This window comes from Variovorax sp. Soil_C_19, from assembly GCF_057657255.1.
On record NZ_JBDGIV010000020.1, the window covers coordinates 57774 to 69060 of the forward strand.

An 11287-nucleotide genomic window follows, 5' to 3' on the forward strand; every position below is an offset into this window, starting at 1 on the left:
GTGCAACCAAGTCACACATGCAAGGATGCGCCCGTCGCGGCCCTGCGGCCGCCGCGCACATCCCCCCGCCCTCTTGTTTCCTTTTGCTGTGAGGCCGCTATTTTGCCGCTGCCCGCCGCCGCCGCAAGCCGCCCCCGAAAATCATTATTCGTAGACTTCGGCGTCCGGGTCGGTGGCTTCCAGCTCGTAGCTCGCGGCCACCATGGCCAGGCGGCCGACCACGCCGTACATGTAGAAGCGGTTCGGCGCGCTCGCGCCGGGCTTGGCGCCGGGCTGCGGCAGGTGCGCGCTGTCGGAGAACGCCAGCGGCACGAAATTGGCGCCCGGCAGCTTGAGGTTCTCGTCGGGGTTGCGCTCGGCATGCACGCGGTAGAAGCCGCCGACCACGTAGCGGTCCATCATGTAGACCACGGGCTCGGCCACGCCGTTGTGTACCCGTTCGTTGGTCAGCACGCCTTCCTGCACGATCACTTCGCCGGGGCCGCGCAGCGCCCGGGCCGCGGCCCCCGCGCGCGTGGTGGCCGCTGCCGCGCGCGGCTTCGTGGCGCCCACCAGGGCTTCGACCTCGCGCGCATCGCGCACCGTGATCACGCCGGGCCCGTCACCGCCGACATGGCCCTTGACGATCACGAAGGGCTTCTCGTTGATGCCGTATTCCTTGTATTTGCGGCGCACCTTGGTGAGCACCGCGTCGACGTGGCTCGTGAGCACGTCGATGCCGCGGCCTTCGGCGAAGTCGACGCCCTCGGCGCGGGCGTAGATCGGGTTGATGAGCCAGGGATCGATGCCGAGCAGCTTGCCGAAGCGCTTCGAGAGCTCTTCGTAGCTGTGCAGGTGGTTGCTCTTGCGGCGCACCGACCAGCCCGCATGCAGCGGCGGCAGCAGGTACTGCTCGTGCAGGTCTTCAAGAATGCCCGGCGTGCCCGCCGACAGCTCGTTGTTGAGCAGGATCGTGCACGGGTCGAAGTTCTTCAGGCCGAGCCGGCGCTTGGTGCGCACCACGGGCTCGAGGCACACCGTCTCGCCGTTGGGCAGCTCGATCTTCTTCGGCGACTTGATCGCCGGGTCGATCGAGCCGACGCGCACGTTGAGTCCCGCCATGTGGAAGATGCGCACCAGCTGCGCCACGTTGGCGAGATAGAAGGTGTTCTTCGAATGGTTCTCGGGAATGACGAGCAGGTTGCGCGCCTCGGGACAGATCTTCTCGATCGCCGCCTGGGCCGCCTGCACCGCGAGCGGGAGCATTTCCTTGGTGAGGTTGTTCCAGCCGCCCGGGAACAGGTTGGTGTCGACCGGCGCGAGCTTGAAGCCGGCGTTGCGGATGTCGACCGCGCTGTAGAACGGCGGCGTGTGCTCCATCCATTCGAGGCGGAACCAGCGCTCGATCGCGGGCGTCGAATCGAGCACCCGCTGCTCCAGTTCGTTGATCGGGCCGGTCAGGGCGGTGACGAGATGCGGAACCATGCGGGCGGCCTTGTTGGTTTTGTACTTGGAAAGGTAGAGCGGAATTGTAGGATTTGGGGATGGCCGCCCCGATGACAAGACCCGCGAAAGGCCAGGCGGCCGGTGCAGGCGCCGGCCGCCGGCGCCTCAGCCGCGAACTTCGCCCTGCCCGAGCACCACGTACTTGAGCGAAGTCAGCCCCTCGATGCCGACCGGCCCGCGCGCATGGAATTTGTCGGTGCTGATGCCGATCTCGGCGCCGAGGCCGAACTCGAAACCGTCAGCGAAGCGTGTGCTCGCATTGACCATGACGCTCGCCGAATCGACCTCGCGCAGGAAGCGTTGCGCATGCACATGGTCGCGCGTGACGATCGCGTCGGTGTGGTGGCTCGAGTAGCGGTTGATGTGTGCGATCGCCTCGTCGAGGCCCTCGACCACCTTGATGCTGATGACGGCCGCGAGGTATTCCTCCGACCAGTCGGACTCGACCGCATCGACGACCTGCGCGCCGGCGCCGGCCAGCGCCTCGTCCGAGCGCAGGATGCGGGCCGCAGTCGGGTCGCAGCGCATCTCGACGCCCTTGGCCGCGAAGATCGCGGCGATGCGCGGCAGGAAGTCGTCGGCCACCGCGGCCGAGACCAGCAGGCCCTCGGCGGCGTTGCAGGGGCTGTACTTCTGGGTCTTGGCGTTGTCGACGATGCGCAGCGCCATTTCGAACTCGGCCGAATCGTCCACGTAGACATGGCAATTGCCGTCGAGGTGCTTGATGACGGGCACCTTGGCGTCGCGGCTGATGCGCTCGATCAGGCCCTTGCCGCCGCGCGGGATGATCACGTCCACAAACTCGGGCATGGCGATCAACTGGCCCACGGCCTCGCGGTCGGTGGTCTGCACCAATTGCACCGCATCGACCGGCAGGCCGGCCTCCTCGAGCGCGCCGGCCACGAGCAGCGCCAGCGCCTTGTTCGACTCGATCGCCTCCGAGCCGCCGCGCAGGATGGCCGCGTTGCCGCTCTTGATCGCGAGGCTGGCGGCCTCGATGGTCACGTTGGGACGGCTTTCGTAGATCATGCCGAAGACCCCGATCGGCACCCGCATCTGGCCCACGCGAATGCCGCTGGGCTGCTGCTTCATGCCGATGATCTCGCCAATCACGTCGGCCATGCCGGCGAGCTGCTCGCAGCCGAGCGCCACGGTCTCGAGGACCTTGGGCGTGAGCTTGAGCCGGTCGACCATGGGCGCGGGCAAGCCGGCCGCGGTGGCGCGCTCCAGGTCCTTCTGGTTGGCTGCCGCGAGCGCCGGGCCGGCCTCGCGCAGGCGCTTGGCGAGCGCCTTCAGCGCTCTGTTTTTTGTAGCTGCATCCGCACGTGCCATGAGGAATGCGGCAGTTTTGGCCTGCAGCCCGAGGGTCTGCATGTGCTCGCTGACGTTGAAGGCGTTCATGCGCGGCATTTTCCCACGCCAACCCTGCGCGCGGCTGACACGGGCTTTTCCGCGTTGCGGGCTGGCGCCGCTCAGGCCCGCCGCGCTGTGCTGGCGTTGTTGCTGTTGCCGCTGCTGCAGGCGCGGCAGAGCATGAGCGCGAGCCGCTGCAGCGCCTGCCAGCCGCTCGCGGGCCAGTCGGGCTGCTTGAGCCCCTTGCAGATGCCGTCGACCACGTGGGCCGCGCGCAGCAGCCGCGCGAGCATGCGGTCGTCGAGCCGCGGCAGCACGCGCTCGAAGGCCCGTTCCTTCGCGCCCCAGACGCGGTTCTCGCGCAGCGCCATGGGCAGCGGGCGGCCCGCCGCCATCGCATCCTTCACGCGCTTGAGTGCGCGGATGTCCTCGGCCAGCGTGTAGTGCACCAGCACCTCGGCCTCGCCCTCGGCCTGCAGCCCGTCGAGCATGCGCGCCACGCGCTGCGGGTTGCCGGCGAGCACGGCTTCCGAGAGCTTGAAGACGTCGTAGCGCGCCACGTTGTTGACCGCGGCCTCGACCTGCTCCCAGGCCAGCTCGCCCGCGGGGTACAGCAGCGCGAGCTTCTGGATCTCCTGGTGCGCGGCCAGCAGGTTGCCTTCGACGCGATCAGCAAAGAACTGCAGCGTGCGCTGGCCCTCGTCGCCGGGCATTACGCGCTGGCCCTGCAACCCCAGGCGCTGCGCGATCCACTGCGGCAGCGCGGCGCGCTCGACCGGATCGACCTGGATGCTCACGCCGTTGTTCTCGAGCGCCGAGAACCACGCGCCGGTGCGGGTCGCCTTGTCGAGCCGCGGCAGCATCACGAGCGTGAGCGTGCTGTCGTTGCCCTGCGCCGCTTCGGCGAGTTGCTGCAGCGCCGTGCTGCCGTCCTTGCCGGGCTTGCCCGAGGGGATGCGGATCTCGACGATCTGCTTGTCGGCGAACAACGAGAGCGAGCCGCCGGCCGCGAGCACCGCGCTCCAGTCGAAGTGCGCGCCGGCCACGGTGTACGAACTGCGCTCGGTGTAGCCCTGCGTGCGCGCCGCGGCGCGGATCGCGTCGGCCGCCTCCTGGGCCAGCAGCGGCTCGTCGCCGTGGATGGCGTAGAGCGGCTTCAGGCCCTTCTGCAGATGGGCGCCGAGCTGGGCGCTGGCAAGTTGCATGCTGCTGCGGCCGTCTTCAGAGTTGCTTGACCGCCGCGAGCCGGCGCAGCATCTGTTGCGCGATGTCGGACTGCATGTCGCGGTAGAGCAGCTCGGCCTCGCCCTCCTTCGCGAGCGCGTTGGTCTCGTTGAAGCTCAGGTCGCGCGTCTGCGCCACTTCGGTCGGCGGCAGCAGGGCCTTGCCACCTGGCGTGCGCAGCGCGAAGCGCACGCGCAGCTGCAGCTGCAGTTCGCGCAACAGGCCGGCCGAATTGGTCGAGATCACGATCCGGTCGCGGCTCTCGCCGAGCATCTCGAGGATCGCGTCGGCCGTCTGCGCCTCGGCGGGAGGCACCAGCGTCACGGTGCCGGCGGCGCGCAGCTCGCGCCGCAGCCGGTTGATCAGTTCGGAGTTGCCCGAGAGCGACAGGGTCTTGAAGGCGAACACCGGCGCACGGCGCAGCTCGAAGCCGCAGCCGGCCAGGCCGAGGCCCGCGCTGGCGGCGGCCAGGCCGAGAAGGAAGCCGCGGCGCGGCAGCGAGGCAGTGCGATGGTTCATGCTTCTTTCGTTTTACTCAACGTCTCAGAGGACCACGTTGACGAGGCGGCCCGGCACCACGATGACGCGCTTGGCCGGTGCGCCCTCGGCGAACTTGACGAAATCGTCGCAGGCGAGCGCGAGCTTCTCGATCTCGTCCTTCGAGGCCTCGGCGGGCACCAGCAGCTTGCCGCGCAGCTTGCCGTTGACCTGCAGCATGAGCTCGACCTCGTCCTGCGTGAGCGCGCCCACGTCCACCACGGGCCAGGGCGCATCGAGCAGGTCGCCCATGGCCTTGTCGTAGCCCAGGCCCTGCCAGAGCTGGTGCGTGAGGTGCGGCGTGGCCGGGTAGAGGCAGCGCAGCAGGATGCCGAAGCCTTCGCGCACCGCGGCGGCGTCGCCGGGGCTGCCGTCAGTTTTGAAACCTTCGACCGCGTTCAAGAGCTTCATCGCGCCCGACACCACGGTGTTGTATTGCATGCGCTGGTAGTCGTAGTCGATCTGGCGCAGCACCGTATGCACCTCGCGGCGCAGGGCCTGGGCTGCCTTGCCGAACGACTGGCCGGCGATCTCCACGGGCTGCGCGTCGGCCTGCGCCAGGCCGAAGTTCCAGACCCGGCGCAGGAAGCGGAAGCTGCCCTCGACCGCGGCGTCGTTCCATTCGAGCGTGGCCTCGGGCGGCGCGGTGAACATGGTGTAAAGGCGCGCGGTGTCGGCACCGTACTTTTCGATCAGGTCCTGCGGATCGACGCCGTTGCGTTCGCTCTTGCCCATCTTGCCGACACCGCCGTACACCAGCTGCGTGCCGTCGGCCAGCGTGCCGCCGGTGATGCGGCCCTGCGCGTCGAGCACCGGCGTCACGTCGGCCGGCGGGAAGTAGTCCTTGCCGCCCTTGTCGCTGCGCCGGTAGTAGATGTGGTTGAGCACCATGCCCTGCGTGAGCAGCTTGCTGAAGGGCTCGTCGACCTTCACCAGGCCCAGGTCGCGCATCACCTTGGTCCAGAAGCGTGCGTAGAGCAGGTGAAGAATCGCGTGCTCGATGCCGCCGATGTACTGGTCCATCGGCATCCAGTAGTCGGCGCCCCCGGCGACCATGGCCTCGTCGTTCTTCGGGTCGCAGTAGCGCATGAAGTACCACGAGCTGTCCACGAAGGTGTCCATCGTGTCGGTCTCGCGGCGCGCGGACTTGCCGCACACGGGGCAGACGACGCCGGCATGAAAGCCCTCGTGCTTGGCGAGCGGGTTGCCCGAGCCGTCGGGCACGCAGTCGGTCGGCAGCACCACGGGCAGGTCCTTCTCGGGGACCGGCACCGCGCCGTGCTCGTCGCAGTGGATGATCGGGATCGGCGTGCCCCAGTAGCGCTGGCGGCTCACGCCCCAGTCGCGCAGGCGCCAGGTGGTCTGCAGCCCGCCCAGGCCCTTCTGGCCGAGCGCATGCGCCACCGCGGCCACGGCCTCCTTGTGGCGCATGCCGCTGAAGTTGTCGGAGTTGATGGTCACGCTGCGCTGCCCGGATTCGTCCTTCAGGGCGTACCAGTCCTGCCACCGGTGGTAGTCGAAGTGCGGCTCGTCGTCGACCAGCACCACCTGGATGATCTCGAGGCCGTACTTGTTGGCGAACGCGAAGTCGCGCTCATCGTGCGCGGGCACGCCCATCACGGCGCCGTCGCCATAGCTCATGAGCACGTAGTTGCCCACCCACACCGGCACCAGCTCGTCGGTGATCGGATGCCGCACGCTGAGCCCGGTGGGCACGCCCTTCTTCTCCTGCGTGGCGAGTTCGGCCTCGGTGGTGCCGCCGGCCTTGCATTCCTCGATGAAGTCAGCGACCTTGGCGTCGAGCGTGGCGGCATGCATCGCAAGCGGATGCTCGGGCGCGACGGCGCAGAAGGTCACGCCCATGATGGTGTCGGCGCGCGTGGTGAACACGTACATGCGGCCGTCCTGGATCAGGCTGCCGCTCCCGTCCTTGATGTCGTGCGTGAAGGCGAAGCGCACGCCCTCGCTCTTGCCGATCCAGTTCTCCTGCATCAGCTTGACGCGCTCGGGCCAGCCCGGCAGCTTGTGCTGGGTGTGCTCGAGCAGCTCTTCGGCGTAGTCGCTGATCTTGAGGTAGTAGCCCGGGATCTCGCGGCGCTCGACCGTGGCACCGGTGCGCCAGCCCTTGCCGTCGATCACCTGCTCGTTGGCCAGCACGGTCTGGTCGACCGGGTCCCAGTTGACGACCTGGGTCTTGCGGTAGGCAATGCCCTTTTCGAGCATCTTCAGGAACAGCCACTGGTTCCACTTGTAGTAGCTCGGGTCGCAGGTGGCGACCTCGCGGCTCCAGTCGATCGCCAGGCCCATGGCCTGGAGCTGGCCGCGCATGTAGTCGATGTTCTCGTAGGTCCACTTGGCCGGCGGCACCCCGTTCTTGAGCGCCGCGTTCTCGGCCGGCAGGCCGAAGGCGTCCCAGCCCATCGGCATCAGCACGTTGTAGCCGCTCATGCGCAGGTAGCGCGTGAGCATGTCGTTGATCGTGTAGTTGCGCACATGGCCCATGTGCAGCTTGCCGCTCGGGTACGGCAGCATCGAGCAGGCGTAGTACTTCTTGCGGCTCGCGTCCTCGGTGACGCGGTAGGCATCGGCGGCGCTCCATTGCGCCTGGGCAGCGGACTCGACGTCGCTGGGTTTGTAGCTGGGGTTCATGACGGTTCGGCAAGAGCCCGGCGCGGGGCGGCCGGGGAAGGCGGATTATCGCCCTGGCGCCGGTCGCTCGGCCGGCGGCGGCGCGGGCACCCATTCGTCGCCGAAGAGCTCGGGTTCGGCAAAGGCCTGGAGCCTGGCGAAGTGGTGCTCGAAGTCCTCGCGGTAGAAGAGGCCCGCGATGCCCCCCGCCAGCCGCCGCGCACCGTCACTGATCGCGGGGATGTCGCCCGAGACCGTGCCGTGCGACAGCGCCGCGGGATAGCAGAAGCAGTGGACCCGGTCCAGCCCTGGGCAGGCGCCCGGGGCGCGCTCCTGCAACTCGAACACCGGCCCGAGGTCGGGCGAATCGGCCAGTTCCTGGTCCTCGTCGCCGGGCGCGGGCACGAAGCGCGCCTTCCAGGTGCGCACATGCGCCGCGATGGCGGCGAACTCGGGACGGCGCGCCCAGTCGACCTTGAAGCCGGTCGAGACGATGAGGAAGTCGACGACGAAATCGCCGCGCGGCGTGACGACGCGCATCGCATCGCCCTGCGACTCGACCGCCTGCACCTGGCAGCCGAAATTGAAGAAGGCGTTGGGATGGCGCGATACGCGCAGCGTGCTGCCATGCGGCGGCGGCACGTTGAGCACGTTGATGTAGTGGCGCAGGCGCCACTTGGCTTCGTCGGGCAGGTCGTAATGCCCCTGCGTCAGGCCGGGCACACCGGCGCCCTTGGCCTTGTTGACGCGCGGCAGGTCGGGGCGGCGGATCAGCAGCTCGACGCTGCGCGCACCGGCCTCGAGCGCCGTGGCCGCGCTGTCCATCGCCGACGAGCCGGCGCCGACGATGCCGACCCGCAGGCCCGCGAGGCGGCCGTAGTCCATCTCGTCGGACGAATGCGCCCACCTCCCGCGCGGCAGCGCCGCCACGAAGGGCGGCACCGCCGGGCCGCCGAGCCCGTCGCGGCCGGTCGCGAGCACCACGCGGCGCGCGAGCACATGCTGCGGCATGCCCGCGGGCGCGCGCAGGTCGAGCCGCACCGGCCCGGCCGCCGCCAGCGGCGCGATGCGGGTGACGGCCGTGTCGTTGCGCACCTCCACCGCCATCACGCGCCGGTACCAGCGCAGGTAGTCCATCCATTGCAGGCGCGGGATCTTGTCCAGCCCGCCCCAGGCCTCGGCGCCGAACTGGGCCTCGAACCAGGCCCGGAAGGTCAGCGCCGGCAGGCCGAGCGCGGGGCCGGTCAGTTCCTTGGGCGAGCGCAGGGTTTCCATGCGCGCCGTGGTGGCCCACGGCCCCTCGAACCCGGCCGGTGCGCGGTCGAACACCACCGCGCGGATGCCCTGCTGCGCCAGCGCCGCCGCCGCGGCGAGCCCGGCCTGGCCGCCGCCGACGATCGCCACATCGAGCACCGCCTCGCCCTCGTGCGCGCAGGCCGGCATCCAGGCGCGCGCGGGCCAGCCGAGACACTCCAGGTCTTTGGCTAGCCGGCGCTCGAGCGCGGCAAGGCCTTCCGGCCGGTCGGGGATGGAGGGAGCAGAAAAAGAAGCAGCGTCGGTGGTCATCTGACAGGCAAACGGGATCGGCGGGGACGCCATCGCGTGGCGTGCCCGTGCAGTGTAGAAAGCTTCGTCGTCGTCATGCGGCCGGGCCCGGATCTCGCATGGCACGATGATTCTCTTCAGACCAAGGACAGCATGCATCTCCCCGAACGCGAGGTCCGCGCCCTGATGCGCGCCGAACACGGTGATCCGTTTGCCGTGCTGGGGCCGCACCAGACGCGCGACGGCCTGCAGGTGCGTGCGCTGCTGCCCGGCGCCAAGAGCGTGGCCGTGGTGCACACGCGCACCGGCTGGCCGCTCGCGATGCTGGCCCGGCACGAGGAGTCCGACCTCTTCACCGGGCTGGTGCCCGCGGCCGAGGCGCTGCTGGGCTATTCGTTCGAGGTCGACTGGGGCGCGCACAGCGCGCGGCTCGAAGACCCCTACCGCTTTCCGTTCGTGCTCGGCGATACCGACGTGTGGCTGCTCGCCGAGGGCACGCACCTGCGGCCCTGGGAGCGGCTCGGTGCGCACCTGCGCGAGATCGACGGCGTGAAGGGCGTGGCTTTCGCGGTCTGGGCGCCGAATGCGCGGCGCGTCTCGGTGGTCGGCGACTTCAACAACTGGGACGGCCGGCGGCACATGATGCGGCTGCGCCGCGAGTGCGGCGTGTGGGAAATCTTCGCGCCGCAAGTGGCCACCGGCGACGCCTACGAATTCGAGATCCTGTCGGCCGAGGGCGAGCTGCTGCGCAAGGCCGACCCCTACGCCTTCTCGGCGCGCCTTCGGCCCGAGACCGCCTGCGTCGTGGCGCCGCTGCCCGCGCCGGTGCCGCTGCCGCCCGGCCGCGCCGCCGCCAACGACCGCCATGCGCCGATCAGCATCTACGAAGTGCACCTCGGCTCGTGGCGGCGCAAGAACGACGGCCGCGACTGGCTCGACTACCGCGAGCTGGCCGACACGCTGGTGCCCTATGTGCGCGACATGGGCTTCACGCACATCGAGCTGCTGCCGGTCAGCGAGCATCCGTTCGACGGATCGTGGGGCTACCAGCCCATCGGCCTGCATGCCCCGAGCTCGCGCTTCGGCACGCCCGGCGATTTCCGCCATCTGGTCGAGGCCGCACATGCCGCCGGCCTCGGCGTGATCCTCGACTGGGTGCCCGCGCACTTCCCCACCGACGCGCACGGCCTCGGCCGCTTCGACGGCACCGCGCTGTACGAATACGCCGACCCGCGCGAGGGCTTTCACAACGACTGGCAGACGCTGATCTTCAACTACGCGCGCACGGAGGTTCGCAACTACCTCGTCGGCAATGCGCTCTACTGGCTCGAGCGCTATGGCGTCGATGGCCTGCGCGTGGATGCGGTGGCCTCCATGCTCTACCGCGACTACAGCCGCCAGGCCGGCGAATGGGTACCCAACGTCGACGGCGGGCGCGAGAACCTCGAGGCCATCGACTTCCTGCGGCGCATGAACCATGTCGTGGGCACCGAGCGCCCCGGTGCCTTCACCGTCGCCGAGGAATCGACGAGCTTTCCCGGCGTCACGCGGCCGCCCGAGGCGGGTGGGCTGGGCTTTCACTTCAAGTGGAACATGGGCTGGATGAACGACACGCTGGCCTATGCCGGCACCGACCCGGTTCACCGCAGCCACCACCACGAACAGATCACCTTCGGCCTCATGTATGCGCACAGCGAGAACTTCGTGCTGCCGCTGTCGCACGACGAGGTGGTGCACGGCAAGGGTTCGATGATCACGCGCATGCCCGGCGACGCCTGGCAGAAGTTCGCGGGCCTGCGCAACCTGTACGGCTACCTCTGGGCCTACCCGGGCAAGAAGCTGCTCTTCATGGGTGGCGAGTTCGCGCAGGAAGCCGAGTGGAATGCCGACCGCAGCCTCGACTGGCATCTGCTCGCGCACGCGGCGCACCAGGGCGTGCGGCGGCTGGTGCGCGACCTGAACAACGTGTACCGGCACTTTCCGGCCCTGCACGAGCTCGACGCCGAGCGCGCCGGCTTCGAGTGGACGGTGCATGACGACCGGGCGCAGTCGGTGTTCGGCTTCGTGCGGCGCGGGCGCGACGGGTCGTTCGTGGTGGTGGCGTGCAACTTCACGCCGGTGATGCGGCACGGATACCGGCTTGGCGTGCCGGCGGGCGGGGACTATCGCGAGGTGATCAATACCGATGCCGAGGTGTACGGGGGCAGCGGGGTTCACAACGATGTGGTTCGGGGCGAGGCGGTGCCTTGGCATGGAAAATCGCACTCGATGAATGTGACCTTGCCGCCGTTGGCTACTGTGATGTGGGTGTTGGTTTGAGTTGTTCTGGTTGTTCTGTTTTTCGGGGCCGGGTTTCGCCCCGGCGGGCGACTCACTTTCTTTTGCTTCGCCAAAAGAAAGTAAGCAAAGAAAAGGCGACCCCGCTGTCTGCGACCCCGTCGCTGCGCTACGGGGCAACCTGCGGTGCTCGCGTTTCGCGGGGTCTCGCAGAACTCGCTTCGCTCAAACAGCTGCG

General features: G+C 69.0%; 7 protein-coding genes. 1 reads left to right on the forward strand and 6 read right to left on the reverse strand.

Translation table 11 applies throughout. From position 1 onward, the window contains the following. Positions 1–144: 144 nt before the first annotated feature. The 6 genes from gshA to AC3A6R_RS25180 all read right to left on the reverse strand — a co-directional run bounded on the left by gshA (position 145) and on the right by AC3A6R_RS25180 (position 8793). Entirely contained in the window at positions 145–1464 is a 1320-nt protein-coding gene (gene gshA, locus AC3A6R_RS25155; protein WP_487865927.1) for a glutamate--cysteine ligase, read from the reverse strand. A 126-nt stretch (positions 1465–1590) separates the two neighbouring features. Next, positions 1591–2886, reverse strand: a complete 1296-nt coding sequence (locus tag AC3A6R_RS25160; protein WP_487861261.1) for a glutamate-5-semialdehyde dehydrogenase — start codon at positions 2884–2886, stop codon at positions 1591–1593. 71 nt (positions 2887–2957) lie between these two features. After that, positions 2958–4043, reverse strand: a complete 1086-nt coding sequence (holA, locus tag AC3A6R_RS25165; protein WP_487861260.1) for a DNA polymerase III subunit delta — start codon at positions 4041–4043, stop codon at positions 2958–2960. Positions 4044–4059: 16 nt separating this feature from the next. Beyond that, positions 4060–4581 (reverse strand): LPS-assembly lipoprotein LptE, encoded by a 522-nt coding sequence (locus tag AC3A6R_RS25170; RefSeq protein WP_487861259.1) that lies wholly within the window; start codon positions 4579–4581, stop codon positions 4060–4062. A gap of 24 nt (positions 4582–4605) precedes the next feature. Continuing rightward, entirely contained in the window at positions 4606–7248 is a 2643-nt protein-coding gene (gene leuS, locus AC3A6R_RS25175; RefSeq protein WP_487865928.1) for a leucine--tRNA ligase, read from the reverse strand. A gap of 45 nt (positions 7249–7293) precedes the next feature. Beyond that, positions 7294–8793 carry an FAD-dependent oxidoreductase gene (locus AC3A6R_RS25180; protein ID WP_487865929.1) on the reverse strand — a complete coding sequence of 500 codons (1500 nt, stop codon included), beginning with the start codon at positions 8791–8793 and terminating at the stop codon, positions 7294–7296. A gap of 132 nt (positions 8794–8925) precedes the next feature. Between AC3A6R_RS25180 and glgB the strand changes: the two genes are divergently transcribed. Then, positions 8926–11091, forward strand: a complete 2166-nt coding sequence (gene glgB, locus AC3A6R_RS25185; protein ID WP_487865930.1) for a 1,4-alpha-glucan branching protein GlgB — start codon at positions 8926–8928, stop codon at positions 11089–11091. The last annotated feature ends 196 nt before the right edge of the window (positions 11092–11287 follow it).

Coding starts and splice junctions, on each gene's coding strand:
- gshA (WP_487865927.1), bottom strand. CDS start 1,464: ATGGTTCCGCATCTCGTCACCGCCCTGACCGGCCCGATCAACGAACTG.
- AC3A6R_RS25160 (WP_487861261.1), bottom strand. CDS start 2,886: ATGAACGCCTTCAACGTCAGCGAGCACATGCAGACCCTCGGGCTGCAG.
- holA (WP_487861260.1), bottom strand. CDS start 4,043: ATGCAACTTGCCAGCGCCCAGCTCGGCGCCCATCTGCAGAAGGGCCTG.
- AC3A6R_RS25170 (WP_487861259.1), bottom strand. CDS start 4,581: ATGAACCATCGCACTGCCTCGCTGCCGCGCCGCGGCTTCCTTCTCGGC.
- leuS (WP_487865928.1), bottom strand. CDS start 7,248: ATGAACCCCAGCTACAAACCCAGCGACGTCGAGTCCGCTGCCCAGGCG.
- AC3A6R_RS25180 (WP_487865929.1), bottom strand. CDS start 8,793: ATGACCACCGACGCTGCTTCTTTTTCTGCTCCCTCCATCCCCGACCGG.
- glgB (WP_487865930.1), top strand. CDS start 8,926: ATGCATCTCCCCGAACGCGAGGTCCGCGCCCTGATGCGCGCCGAACAC.